This window comes from Rhodoferax sp. (genome assembly GCF_025354435.1).
GTDB lineage: Bacteria > Pseudomonadota > Gammaproteobacteria > Burkholderiales > Burkholderiaceae_C > Rhodoferax_B.
Map to the genome: position 1 here is coordinate 1 of NZ_JANXMU010000043.1, position 20,890 is coordinate 20,890.

The window sequence follows — 20,890 nt, forward strand, 5'->3', positions numbered from 1 at the left end:
GTCATTTCGCGGCCGCAGGTCACGCAGAGCTTGCTGGGGAGCGATGATTTGTTGCCTTTGAAGTGCATCTGCCCGAAGTCCCCAGTCAGTTCAGTGTGTTGTGGTAGTGGTGCGTATCGGTGCGGTAGTAGCCCCGGCGCAGCTCCATGGGCAGGTCCTGGTAGGTGTACGCGATGCGCTCTACGCTGAGCAGCGGCGTGCCATGCGCCACCTTCAACAACAGCTCGCGCCCGTCAGTAGCGGGCTCGGCGCGTATCTTTTCTTCGGCCCGCACCATGCGCACATTGAATTCGGTTTCAAACAGGGCGTACATCGGCCCGTGGTAGTTGGCCAGGCGCTCGGCCGTCAGTCCCTTGAACGGCGCGGCGGGCAGCCAAATGTCTTCCAGAATAGTGGGTGTACCGGCAAAGCTGAGGACCCGTCGTGCCTGCAATACCGAGTCGCCGCTGCGCAGGCCCAGAATGCGGCCAATGTCGGCGCTGGCCCGTAGGCGGCGGCAGTCGATGATCTCACGCTGGGCCGGGCCTTCGCTGCCGGGGGTGCCGCTGTCGGGCACCAGCTTGAGAAAACGGAACTGCACATGTTGCTCTGCATGCGTGGCTACAAATGTGCCTTTGCCCTGGCGACGCACCACCAGATTGCCCGATGCCAGCTCGTCTATGGCCTTGCGTACGGTGCCCTGGCTGACGCGGTAGCGTGCCGCCAGGTCCATCTCTGAGGGAATGGCTTCGCCGGGCTTCCACTCGCTAGACTGCAGGCTTTGCAAAATCAGGCCCTTGATCTGCTGGTAAAGCGGGCTGAATGCTGGCGTCGCACTGGCCAGATCATCGGCAAATGAGGGAGCAGAAGAGGTGGGGATTGCGGCCATGTGTACGGGGTGTGAATCCACGTAATCATATCTTATATAAGACATAAGACAAGTTGACGCTGCCCGGTTTTCAAGCGTAAAATCCGGCGCTGAAGTTGACTGGATAGCCCGTCAGGTGCAAGTCCGGCAGCCGCTCACACTGCACATTCACATCACTGATCCGCTTACCCTTTTCTAACCAATCTGAAAGTTGCCAATCATGTCTAAACCCCCCGTCCGCGTTGCCGTCACTGGTGCAGCAGGTCAAATCGGTTACGCCCTGTTGTTTCGCATTGCTTCTGGCGAAATGCTGGGCAAAGACCAGCCCGTGATTTTGCAATTGCTTGAGGTGCCAGTTGAAGGCCCGCAAAAAGCCCTCAAAGGCGTGATGATGGAACTCGACGACTGCGCTTTCCCGTTGCTGGCAGGCATGGAAGCCCACAGCGACCCGATGACCGCATTCAAGGACACTGATTACGCGCTGCTGGTTGGTTCACGTCCCCGTGGCCCCGGCATGGAGCGTGCCGAGTTGCTGGCCGTCAACGGCGCAATTTTTACCGCCCAGGGCAAGGCCCTGAATGCTGTGGCCAGCCGCAACGTCAGGGTATTGGTGGTCGGTAATCCTGCCAATACCAATGCCTACATTGCTATGAAGAGCGCGCCAGACCTGCCACGCAAGAACTTCACCGCCATGCTGCGCCTGGACCACAACCGCGCGCTGAGCCAGATCGCTGCCAAAACTGGCAAGGCTGTGGCCGACATCGAAAAACTCACCGTCTGGGGCAACCACTCGCCCACGATGTATGCCGACTACCGTTTCTCCACCATCAACGGCGAAAGCGTCAAGACCATGATCAATGACCAGGAGTGGAATGCCAACACCTTTTTGCCTACCGTGGGCAAGCGCGGCGCGGCTATCATCGCGGCACGCGGCGTGTCGTCGGCCGCCTCGGCAGCCAATGCCGCCATTGACCACATGCGCGACTGGGCCCTGGGCACCAACGGCAAGTGGGTCACCATGGGCATCCCATCGGACGGCCAGTACGGCATTCCCAAGGACGTGATGTTCGGCTTTGCCGTGACCTGCGAAGGCGGCGAATACAAGCTGGTTGAAGGCCTGGAAGTAGATGCCTTCAGCCAGGAGCGCATCAACATCACACTGAAAGAGTTGCAAGACGAGCAAGCTGGCGTAGCCCACCTGCTCTAAGCAAAATGCAGCATCCACGCCAAGTTCTGCTGGGTGCCCAGGCTGCTCAGGTGCTCCTGCCGGTCTGTGACCACTACAGTGGTGTGGAAGCGCGGATGCGCAAAAGCCTGCAATTGCAGGCCGAGATGACCGAAGAGTTTGGGGCCTGCGTGTTCGACGTGACCCTGGACTGCGAAGACGGTGCGCCCGTTGGCGGTGAGGCCGAGCACGCCGCCATGGTGGTCGCCCTGGCGCTGGCCGCCGCCCCTGATGCACGTGTTGCGGTGCGGGTCCATGCGGTAGACCACCCGGCTTTCGAGCAGGACATGGCCGTCATCGCCGCCCAGGCAGGCCACCGTTTGACCCACATCATGGTGCCCAAGATCGAATCGGTGCGCGATGTTATTTTGGTTGAAAAAGCGCTCCAGCGGGTATCTGCTCTGCATCTGCCGCTACATGTTTTGATTGAATCGCCTGCCGCCGTGCAGCGTGCGTTCGAAATCGCCGCCCAGCCCCGCGTGCAGTCCCTGAGCTTTGGGCTGATGGATTTTGTGTCCAGCCACGGCGGAGCCATTCCGGGCGATGCCATGGGCGCGACCGGCCAATTTACCCACCCGCTGGTGGTGCGCGCCAAGCTGGAGATTGCCTCCGCCTGCCACGCGCATGGCAAGGTGCCGTCGCACTGCGTGGTCACCGAGTTTGCCGATACGCTGGCCTTGCAGGCCGCTGCCGAACGTGCGGCCCGCACGCTTGGTTTCACCCGCATGTGGAGCATCCATCCCAGCCAGATCCGGCCTATCCTGGCCGCGTTTGCGCCGGGCGAGGCCGAGGTCGAAGCCGCCGCCCGCATCATTGCCGCCGCGGTGGCCGCCCATTGGGCCCCGATTTCTTTTGCGGGTCAGTTGCACGACCGTGCCAGCTACCGTTATTTTTGGCAGGTGCTGGAGCGCGCCCACCAGACTGGGCGTGCCTTGCCGCCCGAAATGGCGGCGTATTTCAAGCCCCCTACTCCTATTCTCACCACTGAAACTGTATGAAACTGATCCTCTTTGCTGCCCTGTTGGCACTGGCCCCCGCGTTGGTTCTGGCCCAGGACGCACCCAAAAAGCCGGTGAAAGCGGCTGCCGCTAAAACCACGGCTAAAGCCGCCGCCAAGCCTGCTCCCAAGCCCACCAGCAGCCGCATCCAGCTCAAAACCGCCGCCAAAAATGTGGCTGCCGGTATCGAAGCAGCTGAAGCGGCCCTGACCCCCGCCGAGATGGCGATTGCCGAGCGCGTGCAAGTCGGTAACGTGCCCTGCGAATTGGGTACCACTGTCACGCTGGTGCCCGACACCAAATACCCTGGCTACTTCAACGTGCAGGTCAAAACCATTAAATACCGCATGTTCCCAGTGGAAACCAGCACCGGTGCCATCCGCCTGGAAGACAAGAAAGCCGGAGCCGTGTGGCTGCAGCTGGGCAACAAGTCCATGCTGATGAACCAAAAGCTGGGCCAGCGCCTGGCCGACGAATGCATGAGCCCACAGCAGATCGCCGTGGCCGAGTCGCTCAAGCTGAATCCGGCACAAAGCGTGCTTAATGCTCCTGCTGCCGCAGTGGCTCCCGTGCCCGTGGCGCCGGTCGCTGTGCCGGAGCAGGCTGCACCGCAACCCGAAGTTGCCAAACCATAAGAACCTTTTCAAGCCCTTCCGTTTGCCCCCACGATTATTTGAACTAGGAGAAAACCATGTTGCAAGCCTATGCCGCCCATGTCGCTGAGCGCGCCGCCCTCGGCATTCCCCCGCTGCCCCTGTCTGCCAAGCAGACCGGCGAGCTGATCGAGCTGCTGAAGAACCCGCCCGCAGGCGAAGATGCCAACCTGCTCAACCTGATCACCCACCGCATTCCCGCTGGCGTGGACGATGCCGCCAAGGTCAAGGCCAGCTACCTGGCCGCCGTGGCCCATGGCACCGAAAAATGCCCCCTGCTGACGCGTGAAAAAGCCACCGAACTGCTGGGCACCATGCTGGGCGGCTACAACATCAGCCCCATGATTGACCTGCTGGACGACACGTCTGCCACCGTGGCCGAGGCCGCTGCCGCCGGTTTGAAGAAAACCCTGCTGATGTTCGACCAGTTCCATGACGTGCAGGAAAAGGCCGAGAAGGGCAACACCTACGCCAAGGCCGTGCTGCAAAGCTGGGCCGATGCCGAATGGTTCACCAGCCGCCCCGAAGTGCCGAAAAGCATCACCGTCAGCATCTTCAAGGTGGCCGGTGAAATCAACACCGACGACCTGTCGCCCGCACCCGATGCCTGGAGCCGCCCTGACATTCCGCTGCACGCCTTGGCCATGCACAAAAATGCCCGTCCTGGCATCGTTCCGGAAGACGACGGCAAACGCGGCCCTATCAAGTTCCTGGAAGACCTGCGCGCCAAGGGCAACCTGGTGGCCTACGTGGGCGACGTGGTCGGCACCGGCTCCAGCCGCAAGTCGGCCACCAACTCGGTGCTGTGGTTCACCGGTGAAGACATTCCGTTTGTGCCCAACAAGCGCTTCGGTGGTGTGTGCCTGGGTGCCAAGATCGCGCCGATTTTCTACAACACCATGGAAGACTCCGGCGCGCTGCCGATCGAACTCGACGTGAGCCAAATGGCCATGGGCGATGTGGTTGAGCTGCGCCCCTACGAAGGCAAGGCGCTGAAAGACGGCAAGGTCATAGCCGAATTTGCGCTGAAGAGCGAAGTGCTGTTCGACGAAGTGCGTGCCGGTGGCCGTATTCCGCTGATTATTGGCCGTGGCCTGACCGCCAAGGCGCGTGAAGCGCTGGGCCTGCCCGTCAGCACGCTGTTCCGCCTGCCGCAAAACCCGGTGGACACCAAGAAGGGCTTCACCCTGGCGCAAAAGATGGTCGGTCGCGCTTGTGGCTTGCCTGCAGGCCAGGGCGTGCGCCCCGGTACCTACTGCGAACCCAAGATGACCTCGGTTGGTTCGCAAGACACCACCGGTCCCATGACCCGCGACGAGCTGAAAGACCTGGCCTGCCTGGGCTTCAGCGCCGACCTGGTGATGCAATCCTTTTGCCACACCGCCGCTTACCCCAAGCCGGTGGACGTGAAGATGCACCACGAACTGCCCGACTTCATGAGCACCCGCGGCGGTGTGCCGCTGCGCCCCGGTGACGGCATCATCCACAGCTGGCTGAACCGCATGCTGTTGCCCGACACCGTGGGCACCGGCGGCGACAGCCACACCCGTTTCCCCATCGGCATCAGCTTCCCCGCCGGTTCGGGCCTGGTCGCTTTCGGCGCAGCCACGGGAGTGATGCCTTTGGACATGCCCGAGAGCGTGCTGGTGCGTTTCAAGGGCGAAATGCAGCCCGGCATCACCCTGCGCGATCTGGTGAATGCGATTCCGCTGTACGCCATCAAGGCCGGTTTGCTGACTGTGGCCAAGCAAGGCAAGATCAACATCTTCTCGGGCCGCATCCTGGAAATTGAAGGCCTGCCTAACCTGAAGGTTGAGCAAGCGTTTGAGCTCAGCGATGCGTCTGCCGAGCGTTCTGCGGGCGGCTGCACCGTGCACCTGAACAAAGAGCCGATCATCGAGTACATCAACAGCAACATCACCATGCTAAAGTGGATGATTGCCACCGGTTACTCGGATGTGCGCACCATCAACCGCCGCATCAAGGCGATGGAAGCCTGGTTGGCCAACCCTGAGCTGATGCACGGCGATGCCGATGCCGACTACGCGGCCGTCATCGAAATCGACCTGGCCGACATCCACGAGCCTATCGTGGCCTGCCCGAACGACCCAGACGATGTGAAGACCTTGGCCGAAGTGGCTGGCAATGTGATTGAAGAAGTCTTTATCGGCTCCTGCATGACCAACATCGGCCACTTCCGCGCCGCCTCCAAGCTGCTGGAAAACAAGCGCGACATCCCCGTCAAGCTGTGGATGGCACCGCCCACCAAGATGGATGCCAAGCAACTCAGCGAAGAAGGCCATTATGGCGTGCTGGGCAGCGCCGGTGCGCGCATGGAAATGCCGGGTTGCAGCCTGTGCATGGGCAACCAGGCGCAGGTGAAAGAGGGCGCTACCGTGTTCTCTACCTCTACCCGCAACTTCCCGAACCGTCTGGGTAAAAACAGCAATGTGTATCTGGGCTCGGCCGAGCTGGCCGCCATCTGCTCCAAGCTGGGCCGCATCCCCACCAAGGCCGAATACATGGCCGACATGGGCGTGCTCAGCAAAGACAGCGAGAAGATTTACCAGTACCTGAACTTCGACAAGGTCAAAGACTACACCGACCTGGCCGACACGGTGAAAGACACCGCCGCCGCCTAACCGTTTGATCGTTCTGATGCCAGAGGGCCTGCGCCCTCTGGTTTTTATGCCAAGGCCTGTTGCTATTTTTTAGATAGCTACAGGCCGTTGTTGTATATGCGCTAGCTGCCTATTTGTTATAAATGTAAAGTGTGGAGCTATTGCGGCAGCTTGTAACCTTTTCGGGGTACAAACGTTATGGTAGTTGGTTTACTCTTGAGCCCCATTTCTAAGGAGATCCGAATGACAAACAGTGCATACATCCCCCGCAAGGCCATCCTCGCCACCACCGCCCTGGCATTGGTCCTGGGCGGTTGCGCCAACATGAGTGAAACGCAAAAAGGTACCGCCACCGGCGCAGGCATTGGTGCGCTGGCGGGCGTGATCATTGGCGACAGCAAGGGCGGTGCGGCCATTGGTGCAGGGCTTGGCGCGCTGGGCGGCTATGTCTGGTCCAAGCACATGCAGGACAAAAAAGCGGCGATGGAGCAGGCTACGGCGGGCACTGGCGTAGCGGTGACGCAAACGGCTGACAACCAGCTCAAGCTGAACATTCCCAGTGACATCTCGTTTGATACGGGCCGGGCCAACATCAAGCCCAATCTGCGTCCCATCCTGGACCAGTTTGCCAATGGCCTGCAAAACCAACCCAATACCGAGGTGCGCATCATCGGCCATACCGACAGCACCGGCAGCGATGCCATCAACGAACCCCTGTCGCTCGACCGGGCCGATGCCGCGCGCGACTACCTGGCCGCCCGTGGCGTAGATATGCGCCGCATCATCGTGGCGGGCCGGGGTTCGCGCGAGCCAGTGGCTGACAACAGCAGCGATGCCGGACGCGCCCGCAACCGCCGGGTCGAAATCTTCCTGGCTGAACGCGGGAACTAGGCACACCTCCAGGCTACAGAGCTTCGCTTCTTTCGCCAACCCCCCCTTGCAGGGGGCAACACCAGCAGCCTGGCTGAGCCATTTCTGCGGTGTTTCTGGAGGGGGATGGGGTGGATTTTGGCTGGGGTTGGTGCTGTTTAGACCATAAAAAAAAGCCCGTGGAACCTAATGGTTCCACGGGCTTTTTTACGCTTGTGGGATCAAGGCGACTTGGTGACCAGCTCGAAATGTTCCACTACGGGAGGGGTGGCGAAGAACGGGCCTACGATGGCGCGCCACTCGGCAAATGCCGGGCTTTCGCGGAAGCCGACGTTGTGGGCTTCGATGGAGGTCCAGAAGATCTGTAGCACGTAGCGCTCGGGGCTTTCTACGCCCTTGTTGACCTTGTAGCCCTCGCAGCCTGCGTTCTTGCTGATGACGGTTTCCAGGCCCCGCGTTATGGCCTCGTCAAAAGCAGCTTGTTCGCCCGGGCGAATACGGATGTCGGCAATTTCTAAAATCATGGTTTGTCTCGGTAGGGTTTACAAAACCTCGCTGGCGAAGTCGGCCAGACGGGAACGCTCGCCGCGGGCCAGCATGATGTGGCCGCTGTGCGGCCAGCCCTTGAACTTGTCTACCGCGAAGGTCAGGCCGGAGGAGCCTTCGGTCAGGTAGGGCGTGTCGATCTGCTGCAGGTTGCCCATGCAGACGATCTTGGTGCCGGGGCCAGCGCGGGTGATCAAGGTTTTCATCTGCTTGGGCGTCAGATTTTGCGCCTCGTCGATTATCACGTACTTATTCAGGAAGGTGCGGCCGCGCATGAAGTTCATGCTCTTGATTTTGATGCGCGAGCGGATTAGTTCGTTGGTGGCCGAGCGACCCCATTCGCCGGCGCTGGTCTCGGTTTTGGCCAGCACTTCCAGGTTGTCGTCCAGTGCGCCCATCCAGGGGCCCATCTTTTCTTCCTCGGTGCCGGGCAGGAAGCCGATGTCTTCACCGACGCTGACCGTCGCCCGCGTCATGATGATTTCGGTGTAACGGCGTTCATCTAGCACCTGGGTCAGACCCGCAGCTAGCGCCATCAGGGTTTTGCCGGTGCCTGCGTTGCCGGTCAGGGTGACGAAATCGACTTCGGGGTCGAGCAGCAGGTTCATCGCGAAGTTCTGTTCGCGGTTGCGGGTGGTGACACCCCACACGGCGTGCTTGAGGTGGTTGTAGTCCTTCAGTGTCTTGAGCACCGCGGTTTTGGCGCGGATTTCGGTGACGCGGGCGTACAGATTAGGCTCACCGGGCGACTCGAAGTACACAAACTGGTTCACCATCATCTCGGGCACGATGGGGCCGGAGATGCGGTAGAAGGTGTACAGGCCTTGCTGCCAGCTCTCCACGGTTTTGCCGTGCTTGGTCCAGAAGTCGGCGGGTAAGGCCAGCGCGCCGGAGTACAGGAATTCGCCGTCGTCCAGCGCCTTGTCGCTCTGGTAGTCCTCTGCAGCCAAGCCCAGGGCGCGGGCTTTGACGCGCATATTGATGTCTTTGGACACCAGCACCACTTCGCGGCCCGGGTGCAGCGGGCGCAGCGCTTCGACCACACCCAGGATCTGGTTGTCGGCCTTGCCCTGGGGCAGGCTGCTGGGCAGGGTGTAGTTCAGTGTCTGGGTCTGGAAGAACAGCTTGCCACCGGCTTCCAGGTGGCCGGTGGTGTCCAGCTTCAGGCCCTCGGCCATGTCGGCCTCTTTGGCGCCGGCTAGCGCATCCAGCGAGCGGCTGGTCTGGCGGGCGTTGCGGGCGACTTCGGTCATGCCCTTTTTGTTGCTGTCGAGCTCTTCGAGCACGATCATCGGCAGGAAGATGTCGTGCTCTTCAAACCGGTACAGGCACATCGGGTCGTGCATCAGCACATTGGTGTCCAGCACAAACAGCTTGGCCGGGCTGGCGCTCTTGGGCGCTTTGCGTTTGGGCGCAGGCTCTTGCAGCAGGGCGGCGTTGCGGTTGCGCGCTGGGGCTTCGCTGGGTTTGTCCAGGTTGGGGAGGTTTCTGGGAGCTTCGGGCGCGGGCTTTTCGCGCTTGAGTTCGACCACCGGCTCCACGTTGCGGGCTTGCGGTTTCTCTTGCAAAGCGGATGCGTTGGCAGCGGCTTTAGGTGCCCGGTTGGTCCCCGCTTTTTTGATGGACTTGGCTATCACGTCATAGGCTTCACGGGCCAAAGTGGCGGCGCGCTTGGTGGGGGCGGGAGGCAATGGCATAGGTTGTGGGACTCGCTCGTTAAATTAAAGGCAATCAAAAAGCGCAAAAGCCGCCAGGCAGGCCGGGCGGCTTTTGAGGGTGAGCGTAGTTAAATTTACCAGCAACATGAATTCATTATGCATGAGCCCTGTTGCGGTACTACGTACTGGCAGCGAGTTGCGTTAAACCGCTTTTTTCAGGTCTTTGACGGCTTGCAGCACATCGTCCACATGGCCGGGAACTTTCAGGCCGCGCCACTCGTTCTTCAGGATGCCGTCGGCACCGATGAGGAAGGTGCTGCGCTCGATGCCCTTGACCTTTTTGCCGTACATGATCTTGTTTTTGACCACACCAAACATGTGGCACATTTTTTCTTCGGTGTCTGCGATGAGTTCAAACGGCAGCTCGAGCTTGGTTTTGAATTCATCGTGCGACTTCATGTTGTCGCGCGACACGCCGAACACAGTGGCACCGGCCTTGACGAATTCCTTGTGCTTGTCGCGGAACTGCATGGCTTCGGTGGTGCAACCGGGAGTGTTGTCCTTCGGGTAAAAATACAAAACCACAACTTTGCCAAGGTGCGTGGTGTTGGAAACCTTAATGCCACCGGTGGCGTTGGCTTCAAATTCAGAGATAAGTTTATTGACAACGATCGCCATAGTGCTTGGGGTCTCTTGTGACTGGGTGTGGTCGTCGAAAGCTTGAAGTGGCTGGTGCGAAAGGCCGGGTAATTGGTGCCAGCATGCTTGTGATGGCACTAAAGCCCGACCGCTGGCTGCTTCAAACTGCAACCCTCGATTTTACTCGGAAACCGGGAGGGCCATCGACAGGCTCAGGCGGCAGGCTCAAGCAGTAAGGCCACCACCACATGGCGGCCCTCCTGGGCCAGGATGTTGTAGGTGCGGCAGGCAGCCTGGGTGTCCATGGTCTCTATGCCGATGCGCTGCGCCATCAGGGGCTTGAGCCATACCGGCTGCGGAAAGCGGATGCGGCTGCCGCTGCCAAAAATCACCAGTTCCGGGCCCATCGCGGCCAGTTGGGCAAAATGCTCGGGGGTTAAATCTTCAAAGCGGCTGCAGTGCCACTCCAGCCGCTCGCCGCGCGAGCCCACCACCACGCTGTGCAGCACTTTGTCGGTATTGATGCCGACCCAGCCTGGGCCGTAGCCGGTGATGGATTGCACGTCGAATTTATCGGGTTGGAGCTTCATGGATCGGCTTTGCAAATGTGGTCCAATTATAGGTTTCTATTTATTACTTACACCCCCAAGCTGCAGTGCTACGCATCTTTCGCCAACCCCCTTTCAGGGGGCAACACCAGCAGCCTGGCAAAGCCAGCTCTGCGGTGTTTCTGGAAGGCGTGCGTTGAGCCTGCTCGGGGAATGGGTAATTCCGTTTTTATTACTACGACTGCTCGGGTGCGGCGGCTTGAGCCTGCGCCCGCCAGGGACACCATGAAGACCATCCAAAAATCCACCAAGCTGGCCAGTGTGTGCTATGACATCCGCGGGCCCATCATGGACGCAGCGCGCCAGATGGAGGAAGAGGGCCTGAAAATCATCAAGCTCAACATCGGCAACCTGGCGGTGTTTGGCTTTGATTCGCCCGAAGAAATCCAGCAGGACATGATTCGCAACCTGCCCAACTCGGCCGGTTATTCGGACAGCAAAGGCATTTTCGGCGCGCGCAAAGCGGTAATGCATTACACCCAGCAACAAGGTGTAAAAGCTGTCACATTGGATGATATCTACCTGGGCAACGGTGCCAGCGAGTTGATCGTGATGGCCACCAACGCCCTTTTGAACGATGGCGACGAGTTGCTGTTGCCCGCGCCCGACTACCCGCTGTGGACCGCGGCGGTGAGCCTGTCGGGCGGTACCCCGGTGCACTACATCTGTGACGAAGCCAATGGCTGGATGCCCGACCTGGACGACATCCGCGCGCGCATCACGCCGCGCACCAAGGGCATTGTGGTCATCAATCCCAACAACCCCACCGGCGCGCTGTACTCCGATGCCCTGCTCAAAGGCATCGTGGCGCTGGCCCGTGAGCACGGCCTGGTGATTTTTGCCGACGAGGTCTACGACAAGGTGTTGTACGACGGCGCCAAGCACACGGCCATGGCCTCGCTCAGCGACGACGTGCTGACCCTGACCTTCAATAGCTTGAGCAAAAGCTACCGCTCCTGCGGCTACCGCGCGGGCTGGATGGTGGTGTCGGGCGACAAGAAACCGGCGCGCGACTACATCGAGGGCCTGAACATGCTCTCCAACATGCGGCTGTGCGCCAACGTGCCCGGCCAGTGGGCGATCCAGACGGCACTGGGCGGCTACCAGAGCATCAACGACCTGGTGGGTGAGGGCGGCCGCCTGCGCCGCCAGCGCGACCTGGCCTACGAGCTGATCACGGCGATCCCCGGAGTCAGCTGCGTCAAGCCCACCGCGGCGTTGTACATGTTCCCTAAACTGGACAAGACCATGTATCCGATAGCGGACGACCAGCAGTTCATCCTTGAATTGCTACAGGAAACCCATGTGATGCTGGTGCAGGGCACGGGTTTCAACTGGCCCACGCCGGACCACTTCCGCATCGTATTTTTGCCCCACGAAGACGACCTGCGTGAAGCCATTAGCCGCGTTGCCAAATTCCTGGAACACTATCGTAAACGTAGCGCCTAACGCAAACAGTATCTGCGCTAGAGCCATTATTTATATATAAAACTGATATGAAACCCATCCAAGTAGGCATCCTCGGCATCGGCACCGTCGGCAGCGGCGTGTTCAACGTATTGCAACGCAACCAGGAAGAAATCAAGCGCCGCGCCGGGCGCGGCATCGAAGTCACCATGGTGTCGCGCCGCAACATCGCCGAAGCCCAGGCTTTGGTGGGCGACCGCGCCCAGGTGGTAGCCGATGCCCGCGCTATCGTGCAAAACCCGGCCATCGACATCGTGGTCGAGCTCATCGGCGGCACCACCCTGGCCAAAGAGCTGGTGCTGGAAGCCATTGCTGCAGGCAAGCACGTGGTCACCGCCAACAAGGCCCTACTGGCCGTGCACGGCACCGAAATTTTTGCTGCTGCCCATGCCAAGGGCGTGATGGTCGCGTTCGAAGCCGCCGTGGCCGGGGGCATCCCCATCATCAAGGCGCTGCGCGAAGGCCTGACGGCCAACAGCATCCAGTGGGTGGCCGGCATCATCAACGGCACCACCAACTTCATCCTCAGCGAAATGCGCGACAAGGGCCTGGACTTCAGCGTGGTGCTCAAAGAAGCCCAGCGTCTGGGCTATGCCGAGGCCGACCCGACCTTCGACATTGAAGGCGTGGACGCGGCCCACAAGCTGACCCTGATGTCGGCGATTGCCTTCGGCATCCCGGTGCAGTTCGACAAGGCCTATATCGAAGGCATCACCCAGCTCGGCGCACAAGACATCCGCTACGCCGAACAGCTCGGCTACCGCATCAAGCTGCTGGGCATCACCAAGCGCACCGCCAACGGTGTAGAGCTGCGCGTGCACCCCAGCCTGGTCCCGGCCAAGCGTCTGATTGCCAATGTAGAAGGAGCCATGAACGCGGTGATGGTGCAGGGCGATGCCGTCGGCACCACGCTGTACTACGGCAAGGGCGCGGGCAGCGAGCCCACCGCCAGCGCGGTGATCGCCGACCTGGTGGATATTGCCCGCCTGCACACCGCCGAGCCGGCCCAGCGCGTGCCCTACCTGGCCTTCCAGCACCACTCCATGAGCGACCTGCCGGTGCTGCCCATGGGCGAAGTCGTCACCAGCTACTACCTGCGCCTGCGCGTGGCCGACCAGGCCGGCGTGCTAGCCACTGTAACCGGCCTGCTGGCGGCCGCCGACATCAGCATCGACGCGGTGCTGCAGCGCGAAGCCGACGAAGTGGGCGGCGAGGGTGCCACCCAGACCGATGTGATCATCCTGACCCACGACTGCATTGAATCGCGCATGAACGCCGCCCTGTCGCAGATGCAGGCCTTGCCCACCGTGCTGGCCCCGATCACGCGCATTCGTAAAGAAGAGTTAGCGTGATGTAAAGCGGTCGGCCTGGGCACGGCATGGGCCGTTGAGGTTTACAAGCGCAAACATTCGGCGCTGTGGTCCTCTCAACTGCAAGCTTCATTTAAGGAATCCCTATGAAATCCAATATCCGTGCCCTCGCTATCGCCCTTGGTATGTGCTTCGCCGGTGTGGGCTTTGCCGCCACCGCCGTGCCTGCCGCCACCGCTTCGGCCCCTGCTGCCATGGCTCCCGCTGCAGCCCCTGTAGTGGTGGCGCCTGCGGCCACACCCGCCGCCAAGCCTGCCGCAGCAGCCCCTGCCGCCAAGAAAGCCGCAACCGCCATGCCTACCGTGGCAGCTGCTGGCGGCGGCGACGGCAAGGTCTGGGTCAACGAAAAGTCCAAGACCTACCATTGCGAAGGCACCAAGTTCTACGGCAAGACCAAGACCGGCGAATACATGGCCGAAGCCGATGCCAAGGCCAAGGGCAACCACCCCTCCGGTGGCAAGGCCTGCGCAAAGTAAGCAGCCCCATGGCGCTTTAAAAAACCCAGCCTGGCTGGGTTTTTTTACGTCTGGGTTTGCGTCTGGGGATGGCGGCTCTGCGTTGCTAAAATTTGCACACACATTTGGCGCGCAAGCACCCTGCGTTGCGGCACATTGACTGCGAGACAAACCCCATGCACTACCTCTCCACCCGCGGTGACGCTACGCCGCGCCAATTTTGCGAAATCCTGCTCGAAGGCCTGGCCCCCGATGGCGGCCTTTACCTGCCTGCGCACTACCCGCAGGTGGATCCCGCCACGCTGACCCGCTGGCGCAAGGTCTACCACGAGCAAGGCTACGCCGAGCTGGCGTTCGAAATCCTGTCGCTGTACATCGACGACATTCCCGCCGCCGACCTGCGCGCCCTGTGCGCCAAAACCTACACCGTGGAGGTGTTCCGCACTGGTGAAATCGTGCCCCTGCGGCACCTGGAAAACGGCGTGTTTTTAGAAGGTCTGTCCAACGGCCCCACGCTGGCCTTCAAGGACATGGCCATGCAGCTGCTGGGCAACCTGTTCGAATATGAATTGGCCCGGCGCGGCGAGCAGCTCAACATCCTGGGGGCCACCAGCGGCGACACCGGCAGCGCGGCCGAATACGCCATGCGCGGCAAAAAAGGCGTGCGCGTGTTCATGACCTCGCCGCAAGGCCGCATGAGCCCGTTCCAGCAGGCGCAGATGTTCAGCCTGATGGACGAGAACATCGTCAACATTGCCATCGAAGGCGTGTTCGACGACTGCCAGGACATCGTCAAGGCCGTGTCCAACGACCTTGACTTCAAGCGCAAATACAAGATCGGCACCGTCAACAGCATCAACTGGGCGCGCTTGCTGGCCCAGGTGGTGTATTACTTTGCGGGCTACATCCAGGCGACCCAGACCAACGACCAGAATGTCAGCTTTTCCGTCCCCTCGGGCAACTTCGGCAACGTCTGCGCGGGCCACGTGGCACGCATGATGGGCCTGCCGATCGAAAAGTTGGTGGTGGCTACCAACGAGAACGACGTACTCGACGAGTTCTTCCGCACCGGCATCTACCGCGTGCGCGGCAGCGCCGACACGCATGAAACCTCCAGCCCGTCGATGGACATCTCCAAGGCCTCCAACTTCGAGCGCTTTGTGTTCGACCTGGTAGGGCGCGACGGTGCGCGTACCAAAAACCTGTTCAGCACGCAACTGGCGGCCCAGGGCTACTTCGACCTGAGCGCCGACCCGGCATTCCAGCAAGCCGCCACCCGCTACGGCTTTGCCAGCGGCAAGAGCACCCACGCGGACCGCCTGGCCACCATCCGGGATACCGACGCGCGCTTCGGCATGGTCATCGACACCCACACCGCCGACGGCCTGAAGGTCGCCCGTGCACACCTGCAAGCCGGCGTGCCCATGGTAGTGCTGGAGACGGCCCTGCCCATCAAGTTCGCCGCCACCATCGTCGAAGCCCTGGGCCGCGAACCCGACCGGCCGCCGCAGTTCCTGGGCATCGAGGCCTTGCCCAAGCGTGTGCTGAACCTGCCCGCCGATGTCGTACAGATCAAATCTTTGATCGAGAAAACTTGTGGTTAAAACGCCCACTAGCGCATATAGCTCCTACGCTAGTAGCTATCAAAAATGTAGTTTTTGTCAGATGCAAGCATGAAGGCCGTAGTCTTTGCCGGGTTCTCCGGCTCCGGCAAAACCACCCTGGTAGAGCAACTGATTCCGCTGCTCAAGCAGCAGGGCCTGCGCGTGTCGGTGGCCAAGCATGCGCACCACCGTTTCGACATCGACCAGCCCGGCAAAGACAGCTGGCGGCACCGCCAGGCGGGTGCGTATGAGGTGGTGATTGCCTCCGACCTGCGCTTGGCCCTGGTGCGTGAATTTGCCGAGCCGGAGCGCCTGTCGGTACACGCGTTGATCGCAGAACTGAACCCCGGCGTGGACTGGGTGCTGGTGGAAGGTTTCAAAACCAGCGAACTGCCGAAGATCGAAGTCTGGCGCGCCGCGTCCGAGCAGCCCGTGCAGTACCCCGAGGATGCCCGCATCGTTGCCATCGCCACCGACTCCCCGCTGCCCAGTCCCTCCACGCTCCCGGTGTTGGACATCAACAACCCTGCCGCCGTGGTGGCCTGGTTGCAGCAGCATGCAGCCCTTTTTGAATACCAGGCTCCCGTATGACCCCCCGTGCCCCTTTGATCCCGCTTGACGACGCACTGGCGACCCTGCTGGCCTACGCCGTGCCGCTGGCCGCTGTTGAAAACGTCAATACCTTCGATGCCGATGGCCGCGTGCTGGTGCAGGATGCCGTGTCCCCGCTGCAAGTGCCCTCGTTCGACAACAGCGCGATGGACGGCTATGCCATGCGCTGTGCCGATGTGGCCGATGCTGCACTCCCGGTATCCCAGCGCATCGCTGCAGGTGCCGCCCCCGAGCCCCTGCAGCCCGGCACCGTGGCCCGCATCTTCACCGGCGCGCCACTGCCCGTGGGGGCCGACGCGGTGGTGATGCAGGAAGAGTGCGCCGTGCAGCCCGATGGCACGGTGCGCGTGCTGCGTCCGCCCCAGCCAGGACAGTGCGTGCGCCGCGCGGGCGAGGACGTGGCTCAAAATGCCGTAGTGCTATCGAAAGGTGAGCGACTTACGCCCGCCGGTATCGCGCTAGCGGCCAGTATTGGCATGGATGCCTTGACCGTGGCGCGCCGCCCCCGGGTGGCCTTGTTCTCGACCGGGGACGAACTGGTCATGCCTGGCGATGTAGCTCCACAAGACATGCGCCCGGGTGCCATCTACAACTCCAACCGCTTCTTCCTGCGCGCCCTGTTGCAGCGCATGGGCTGCGTGGTCACCGATCTGGGCATCGTGCCCGACCAGCGCGATGCCACGGTAGACGCGCTGCGCGCCGCCAGCCAGACGCACGACCTGATCCTGACCAGCGGCGGTGTCTCGGTGGGCGAAGAAGACCACGTCAAAGCCGCCGTGCAGGCCCTGGGCAGCCTGCACCTGTGGCAGCTGGCTATTAAACCCGGCAAGCCGTTCGCCTACGGTACGGTGGGGGGCAGCCACTTCATCGGCCTGCCGGGCAACCCAGTGGCCAGCTTCGTGACCTTTTTGCTGCTGGTGCGGCCGTTTGTGCTGCGCCTGCAGGGTGCCACCGCCGTGGAGCCACCTGCGATGCAACTGCCCGCGCACTTTGACTGGCCCCGGGCCGACAAGCGGCGTGAGTTTTTGCGGGTGCGGCGCAACGCGGCGGGCGGGCTGGATTTGTTTGCCAACCAAAGCTCCGGCGTGCTCACCAGCGCCGCCTGGGCCGACGGCCTGGTAGACACCCAGCCCGGCCAGACCATCGCCTGGGGCGACACGGTGCGCTTCATTCCCTTGGCGGAGTTGCAGGCATGAAGCTGACAGTGAAGTATTTCGCCTCCATCCGCGAGGCGCTGGGCACCGGCCAGGAGCCGGTGGACACCACCGCCACCACCGTCCAGGCCCTGCGCGACGAGCTGGTGGCCCGGGGCGGAGCCTACGCCAGCAGCCTGGCCCCAGGCCGGTCGGTGCGGGTGGCGCTGAACCAGGTGATGGTGGGCGCGCACGCTGCGCTGGTGGACGGTGCCGAAGTGGCGTTTTTCCCGCCGGTGACGGGCGGCTAGTTCAAATCCGCCAGCTTGGAGCTGCGTAGCCGGTTCGGCGCCAGTGCCCCGGCGGAATCCAGAATCGGGTACGCAATCGAGCAGATGTGCGAGTTGATGCGCTTCAATTCGCTGATCAGGTCGATGTGCAGCGAACTGGTTTCGATGCTGGACTGGGTGTTGTCCGCCAGGCGGATCAGGTGCGAACGCGAGTAGGCGTGCTCCAGGTCGCGGAAACGGGCTTTTTCTTCCAGCAGCTTTTTCGCATCGTGCACATTGCCGTTCAAAAACACGCTCATCGACAGGCGCAGGTTGTCGACCAGCCGGGCGTGCAGCTCGGTGATTTCGGCCATGCCCGCCTCAGAGAAATTGCGGCCAGGTTTTATCTTTTTGTCTTCCACATCGATCAGCACGCGTTCGATGATGTCGCCGATCTGCTCCATGTTGATGGTGAAGCTGATGATGTCGGTCCAGCGGCGGCTTTCTTCTTCCGACAGGGCTTCGCGCGAGATCTTGGTCAGGTAGTACTTGATGGCCGAGTACAGCCGGTCCACCGTGTCGTCGAGCTTGCGCAGCTCGTCGGCCAGCGGGAGGTCGTTGTTCTTGATGACGGTCAGGATGCCCAGCATCATGGTCTCCACCACGTCGGCCTGGTGCAGCGCCTCGCGGGCAGCACAGGAGATGGCCAGCGAGGGGGTAGACAGGGCGGACGGGTCCAGGTGCTGGGGCCGGGTGCGCTCGGCCGGTTGGGTGGGCGGCTTGGGCAGCAGCTTTTCCATGGCCTTGGCGACCAGCTGCGTCAGCCCGATAAAGGCCACGCTCATCGCCACGTTGAAGGCCAAATGGAACAGCACCACGCCCTGGGTGGCATCAGGCATAGACGGGTGCACGTGGCGCAGCCACAGGCCCACGCAGGGGGCGGCCAGCACCACGCCCATCAGCTTGAAGACAAAGTTGCCCACGGTGACCTGGCGCACTTCGATGGCCGATTTGGAGGTGGTCAGCACCGCCAGCGCGCCGCTGCCCAGGTTGGCACCCAGCACCAGGCCCAGCGCCACGTCCATCTGGATCACGTGGGACGCGGCCAGCGCGGCAATCAGCAGCACCACGGCCAGGCTGGAATAGGCCAGCACCGCCAGTAGCATGCCAAGGGTGATCTCCATCAGCACGTCGCTGCTCACCGCCGCCAGCAGGCCGCGCACCACCGGTGAGGCCAGCAGCGGCTCGGTGGCCTCCACCACCAGCCGCAAGGCCAGCAGCATCAGGCCCAGGCCGATCAGCACCCGGCCAATGCGCCCGGCGGTGCCGTCTTTGGTGGACAAAAACATCACCACGCCGACAAAGATGAACAGCGGCGACAGCCAGGACAGGTCGAACGAGAACAGTACCGACATCAAGCTGGTGCCGATGTCGGCCCCGCGCATGATGGCCAGCGCGGCGGGCAGGGTGATCAGCCCCTGGCCGACGAAGGACGAGGTCATCAGCGAGGTGGCCGTACTGGACTGCACCAGGGCCGTTACGCCAATACCAGACAAAGCGGCGGTGAACCGGTTGCCCATGCTGTGCGCCAGGATCTGGCGCAGATTGGCCCCAAATACCCGCAGTACGCCGGTACGTACCAAATGGGTTCCCCAGACGAGCAGCGCGATAGCGGCTAATAAATTGAGTAAATGCTTCATAACTTAAGCGCGCGACTATACGCCGGGCTTGCGACAGCTATTGCTATGTAAGCGCCCAGGAGTCGTCTGCATTCGCCACCCCACCTTAGCCGTTGCTGGGCGGGCGCGCGTAGCTCACGGTCAGCATCTCCCACTGGTGGCCGTCGGGCTGGTTCCAGTAGATGCTGCGCCCGCCCATGAACGGGTTGACCAGCCCATCCTGGGGGCCGCGCACCGTGCTGCGAAACGGGATGCCCGCGGCACGGATGCGGCCCAAGATCGCGTCGAACGCAGCATCCTCCACCCGAAAGCAGAAGTGGTAGATGGGGAATGCTTCTTCGGTGTCGATGAAGTCCAGCGTCAGCCCGTCGTTGATGTACACCGGCGCAAACGGCCCCAGGCTGCTAGGTGCCCAGGGTACATCCAACAGCTCTGCCAGCATCTGGGCCGCCGCCACCTTGTTGCGACTGGGAACGATGGTGTGATCGAGCTGGATAGGCATGCTGGTTCTCCTTTGAAAAATACAAGAAAAAATCGCCTCCAGCGCAGGTGCTACCTACGCAAAAAGCTATTATTTCAGTAGCAAATGCAAACTTTGGGAAATAGCCTGGGCTTGCGTGGGCCGCACCAGCCGCGCCACTTCACGCCCATTCTGCAAAAACACCAGGGTCGGCCACAGCTTGATACCGAACGACCGGCCCAGCGGGCGGCCCCGGCCATCGGCAATTTTGAGGTGCTGCACCTCGGGCCGTTCGGCCAGCGCCTGTTCGATGGCAGGGCGGGCAGCGGCGCAGATGCCGCAATAGTCGTCGCCAAACTCCAGCACCAGCGGGCCGAGGCGGGTGTCGATGTCGGCGCGGGTGGGGGCTTCCTGGTGGTAAGTGTGGGCCATGGTGTCCTTGCGTGTCAGGATGGGATACAGGTCGCCAGTGTAGAGGTCGGCACCTCTGCAAACCAGGCCCGCACCGGGGCTTCCTGTCTTGGAACGGCCAGCCCGATGGTGCTGCGTTGTCCGTCCCCGCAGACACCGCGGTGTGGCAGAGTGGGTGGCTATTGATTTATAGGTATTTTAAGGCTTTAGCGCAGGCGAAGTATGCGGTGTATGCTACTGATTCGATAGCTAAAAATAAGAATGGGTTGCATCCTGGATTGCAGCTGCAACACGGCCAGCATGTTCCCGACACACACAAGCTGTCGCCGCTTGGGAAGATCACTTCACCCCAAAACAATGCACCCATATTGGTGTAACAACCCAAAGGACTTCACCATGACACGCACTTTCAACCGCATCGCCGCTTCCGCCCTGTTCGCCCTGACCGCTGGCGCTTTCCTGCCCGCCCATGCTGCAGGCAATGATGCAGACTTGGCAAGCTCGGTCCAATCCGCCATCAGCAGCCAACTCGGTGGCGATGCCAAGGATCTGACCGTCACCGCCAGCAATGGCAATGTGACCTTGCACGGCTGGGCCCAAGGCCCCGTGGAAGAAGCCAAGGCCCGCCTAGTGGCCAGCAAGGTGTCTGGTGTGTCCAACGCTTACAGCAGCGTGCGCACCTTCTCGACCGACAACGACGAGTAAACGGCATCCCCCGACCTGCTGCGGCAGGCCAAAAAAAGGCCCGCAGAAGCGGGCTTTTTG

21 protein-coding genes are annotated in these 20,890 nt (G+C 61.6%); 13 read left to right on the forward strand and 8 right to left on the reverse strand.

Annotation, left to right across the window (positions count from 1 at the left end; translation table 11 throughout):
- Window positions 1-85: 85 nt before the first annotated feature.
- The gene (locus tag Q0T48_RS11175) at window positions 86-868 is read right to left on the reverse strand and encodes a GntR family transcriptional regulator (RefSeq protein WP_295956296.1); all 783 of its coding nucleotides are present in this window, start codon (window positions 866-868) and stop codon (window positions 86-88) included.
- Between the two features lie 199 nt (window positions 869-1,067).
- On the opposite strand from Q0T48_RS11175, the gene Q0T48_RS11180 reads away from it, so the two are divergent.
- The 5 genes from Q0T48_RS11180 (at window position 1,068) to Q0T48_RS11200 (ending at window position 7,235) form a co-directional block, all read left to right on the forward strand.
- Entirely contained in the window at window positions 1,068-2,054 is a 987-nt protein-coding gene (locus Q0T48_RS11180) for a malate dehydrogenase (RefSeq protein WP_295956298.1), read from the forward strand.
- A gap of 5 nt (window positions 2,055-2,059) precedes the next feature.
- A complete protein-coding gene (locus tag Q0T48_RS11185; protein WP_295956300.1) occupies window positions 2,060-3,070 on the forward strand; it encodes an aldolase/citrate lyase family protein in 1,011 nt (336 codons plus the stop codon).
- Window positions 3,067-3,705: a hypothetical protein gene (locus Q0T48_RS11190; protein ID WP_295956302.1), complete on the forward strand. Its 639-nt coding sequence runs from the start codon at window positions 3,067-3,069 to the stop codon at window positions 3,703-3,705. Before Q0T48_RS11185 ends, Q0T48_RS11190 begins: the two co-directional genes overlap by 4 nt.
- A 56-nt stretch (window positions 3,706-3,761) precedes the next feature.
- Window positions 3,762-6,365: a bifunctional aconitate hydratase 2/2-methylisocitrate dehydratase gene (gene acnB, locus Q0T48_RS11195; protein ID WP_295956304.1), complete on the forward strand. Its 2,604-nt coding sequence runs from the start codon at window positions 3,762-3,764 to the stop codon at window positions 6,363-6,365.
- 222 nt (window positions 6,366-6,587) lie between these two features.
- Entirely contained in the window at window positions 6,588-7,235 is a 648-nt protein-coding gene (locus Q0T48_RS11200; RefSeq protein ID WP_295956305.1) for an OmpA family protein, read from the forward strand.
- A gap of 200 nt (window positions 7,236-7,435) precedes the next feature.
- On the opposite strand, the gene Q0T48_RS11205 is transcribed toward Q0T48_RS11200, so the two are convergent.
- The 4 genes from Q0T48_RS11205 to Q0T48_RS11220 form a co-directional block, all read right to left on the reverse strand.
- Window positions 7,436-7,738, reverse strand: coding sequence for an antibiotic biosynthesis monooxygenase family protein (locus tag Q0T48_RS11205; protein WP_295956307.1), 303 nt, complete (start codon window positions 7,736-7,738; stop codon window positions 7,436-7,438).
- 18 nt (window positions 7,739-7,756) lie between these two features.
- The gene (locus Q0T48_RS11210; protein ID WP_295956310.1) at window positions 7,757-9,457 is read right to left on the reverse strand and encodes a PhoH family protein; all 1,701 of its coding nucleotides are present in this window, start codon (window positions 9,455-9,457) and stop codon (window positions 7,757-7,759) included.
- A 162-nt stretch (window positions 9,458-9,619) separates the two neighbouring features.
- Window positions 9,620-10,096 (reverse strand): peroxiredoxin, encoded by a 477-nt coding sequence (locus tag Q0T48_RS11215; RefSeq protein WP_295956314.1) that lies wholly within the window; start codon window positions 10,094-10,096, stop codon window positions 9,620-9,622.
- A 173-nt stretch (window positions 10,097-10,269) separates the two neighbouring features.
- Complete coding sequence (locus Q0T48_RS11220) at window positions 10,270-10,647, reverse strand: Mth938-like domain-containing protein (RefSeq protein ID WP_295956316.1); 378 nt, start codon at window positions 10,645-10,647, stop codon at window positions 10,270-10,272.
- Between the two features lie 243 nt (window positions 10,648-10,890).
- On the opposite strand from Q0T48_RS11220, the gene Q0T48_RS11225 reads away from it, so the two are divergent.
- The 7 genes from Q0T48_RS11225 to moaD all read left to right on the forward strand — a co-directional run bounded on the left by Q0T48_RS11225 (window position 10,891) and on the right by moaD (window position 17,617).
- Entirely contained in the window at window positions 10,891-12,114 is a 1,224-nt protein-coding gene (locus tag Q0T48_RS11225) for a pyridoxal phosphate-dependent aminotransferase (protein WP_295956318.1), read from the forward strand.
- 47 nt (window positions 12,115-12,161) lie between these two features.
- A complete protein-coding gene (locus Q0T48_RS11230) occupies window positions 12,162-13,484 on the forward strand; it encodes a homoserine dehydrogenase (protein WP_295956321.1) in 1,323 nt (440 codons plus the stop codon).
- Window positions 13,485-13,588: 104 nt separating this feature from the next.
- Window positions 13,589-13,978: a signal protein gene (locus tag Q0T48_RS11235; protein WP_366887952.1), complete on the forward strand. Its 390-nt coding sequence runs from the start codon at window positions 13,589-13,591 to the stop codon at window positions 13,976-13,978.
- Between the two features lie 155 nt (window positions 13,979-14,133).
- Window positions 14,134-15,561, forward strand: coding sequence for a threonine synthase (gene thrC, locus Q0T48_RS11240; protein ID WP_295956323.1), 1,428 nt, complete (start codon window positions 14,134-14,136; stop codon window positions 15,559-15,561).
- Between the two features lie 69 nt (window positions 15,562-15,630).
- Entirely contained in the window at window positions 15,631-16,152 is a 522-nt protein-coding gene (mobB, locus tag Q0T48_RS11245; protein ID WP_295956325.1) for a molybdopterin-guanine dinucleotide biosynthesis protein B, read from the forward strand.
- Complete coding sequence (gene glp / locus Q0T48_RS11250) at window positions 16,149-17,369, forward strand: gephyrin-like molybdotransferase Glp (RefSeq protein WP_295956327.1); 1,221 nt, start codon at window positions 16,149-16,151, stop codon at window positions 17,367-17,369. The genes mobB and glp overlap by 4 nt, the downstream gene beginning before the upstream one ends.
- Window positions 17,366-17,617 (forward strand): molybdopterin converting factor subunit 1, encoded by a 252-nt coding sequence (gene moaD, locus Q0T48_RS11255; RefSeq protein ID WP_295956329.1) that lies wholly within the window; start codon window positions 17,366-17,368, stop codon window positions 17,615-17,617. Before glp ends, moaD begins: the two co-directional genes overlap by 4 nt.
- On the opposite strand, the gene Q0T48_RS11260 is transcribed toward moaD, so the two are convergent.
- From Q0T48_RS11260 to Q0T48_RS11270, 3 genes are all read right to left on the reverse strand, one after another.
- Window positions 17,614-19,275, reverse strand: a complete 1,662-nt coding sequence (locus Q0T48_RS11260; protein WP_295956331.1) for a Na/Pi cotransporter family protein — start codon at window positions 19,273-19,275, stop codon at window positions 17,614-17,616. The two genes, moaD and Q0T48_RS11260, sit on opposite strands and share 4 nt — an antisense overlap.
- An 85-nt stretch (window positions 19,276-19,360) precedes the next feature.
- A complete protein-coding gene (locus tag Q0T48_RS11265) occupies window positions 19,361-19,756 on the reverse strand; it encodes a VOC family protein (RefSeq protein WP_295956333.1) in 396 nt (131 codons plus the stop codon).
- A 69-nt stretch (window positions 19,757-19,825) separates the two neighbouring features.
- Window positions 19,826-20,146 (reverse strand): thioredoxin family protein, encoded by a 321-nt coding sequence (locus Q0T48_RS11270; RefSeq protein WP_295956336.1) that lies wholly within the window; start codon window positions 20,144-20,146, stop codon window positions 19,826-19,828.
- Between the two features lie 375 nt (window positions 20,147-20,521).
- Between Q0T48_RS11270 and Q0T48_RS11275 the strand changes: the two genes are divergently transcribed.
- Window positions 20,522-20,830, forward strand: coding sequence for a BON domain-containing protein (locus tag Q0T48_RS11275; protein WP_295956338.1), 309 nt, complete (start codon window positions 20,522-20,524; stop codon window positions 20,828-20,830).
- Window positions 20,831-20,890: the final 60 nt, after the last annotated feature.

Bases quoted from the DNA above. Each gene is read 5' to 3' on its own strand.
- Q0T48_RS11175 (WP_295956296.1), bottom strand. From the start codon at position 868: ATGGCCGCAATCCCCACCTCTTCTGCTCCCTCATTTGCCGATGATCTG.
- Q0T48_RS11180 (WP_295956298.1), top strand. From the start codon at position 1,068: ATGTCTAAACCCCCCGTCCGCGTTGCCGTCACTGGTGCAGCAGGTCAA.
- Q0T48_RS11185 (WP_295956300.1), top strand. From the start codon at position 2,060: ATGCAGCATCCACGCCAAGTTCTGCTGGGTGCCCAGGCTGCTCAGGTG.
- Q0T48_RS11190 (WP_295956302.1), top strand. From the start codon at position 3,067: ATGAAACTGATCCTCTTTGCTGCCCTGTTGGCACTGGCCCCCGCGTTG.
- acnB (WP_295956304.1), top strand. From the start codon at position 3,762: ATGTTGCAAGCCTATGCCGCCCATGTCGCTGAGCGCGCCGCCCTCGGC.
- Q0T48_RS11200 (WP_295956305.1), top strand. From the start codon at position 6,588: ATGACAAACAGTGCATACATCCCCCGCAAGGCCATCCTCGCCACCACC.
- Q0T48_RS11205 (WP_295956307.1), bottom strand. From the start codon at position 7,738: ATGATTTTAGAAATTGCCGACATCCGTATTCGCCCGGGCGAACAAGCT.
- Q0T48_RS11210 (WP_295956310.1), bottom strand. From the start codon at position 9,457: ATGCCATTGCCTCCCGCCCCCACCAAGCGCGCCGCCACTTTGGCCCGT.
- Q0T48_RS11215 (WP_295956314.1), bottom strand. From the start codon at position 10,096: ATGGCGATCGTTGTCAATAAACTTATCTCTGAATTTGAAGCCAACGCC.
- Q0T48_RS11220 (WP_295956316.1), bottom strand. From the start codon at position 10,647: ATGAAGCTCCAACCCGATAAATTCGACGTGCAATCCATCACCGGCTAC.
- Q0T48_RS11225 (WP_295956318.1), top strand. From the start codon at position 10,891: ATGAAGACCATCCAAAAATCCACCAAGCTGGCCAGTGTGTGCTATGAC.
- Q0T48_RS11230 (WP_295956321.1), top strand. From the start codon at position 12,162: ATGAAACCCATCCAAGTAGGCATCCTCGGCATCGGCACCGTCGGCAGC.
- Q0T48_RS11235 (WP_366887952.1), top strand. From the start codon at position 13,589: ATGAAATCCAATATCCGTGCCCTCGCTATCGCCCTTGGTATGTGCTTC.
- thrC (WP_295956323.1), top strand. From the start codon at position 14,134: ATGCACTACCTCTCCACCCGCGGTGACGCTACGCCGCGCCAATTTTGC.
- mobB (WP_295956325.1), top strand. From the start codon at position 15,631: ATGAAGGCCGTAGTCTTTGCCGGGTTCTCCGGCTCCGGCAAAACCACC.
- glp (WP_295956327.1), top strand. From the start codon at position 16,149: ATGACCCCCCGTGCCCCTTTGATCCCGCTTGACGACGCACTGGCGACC.
- moaD (WP_295956329.1), top strand. From the start codon at position 17,366: ATGAAGCTGACAGTGAAGTATTTCGCCTCCATCCGCGAGGCGCTGGGC.
- Q0T48_RS11260 (WP_295956331.1), bottom strand. From the start codon at position 19,275: ATGAAGCATTTACTCAATTTATTAGCCGCTATCGCGCTGCTCGTCTGG.
- Q0T48_RS11265 (WP_295956333.1), bottom strand. From the start codon at position 19,756: ATGCCTATCCAGCTCGATCACACCATCGTTCCCAGTCGCAACAAGGTG.
- Q0T48_RS11270 (WP_295956336.1), bottom strand. From the start codon at position 20,146: ATGGCCCACACTTACCACCAGGAAGCCCCCACCCGCGCCGACATCGAC.
- Q0T48_RS11275 (WP_295956338.1), top strand. From the start codon at position 20,522: ATGACACGCACTTTCAACCGCATCGCCGCTTCCGCCCTGTTCGCCCTG.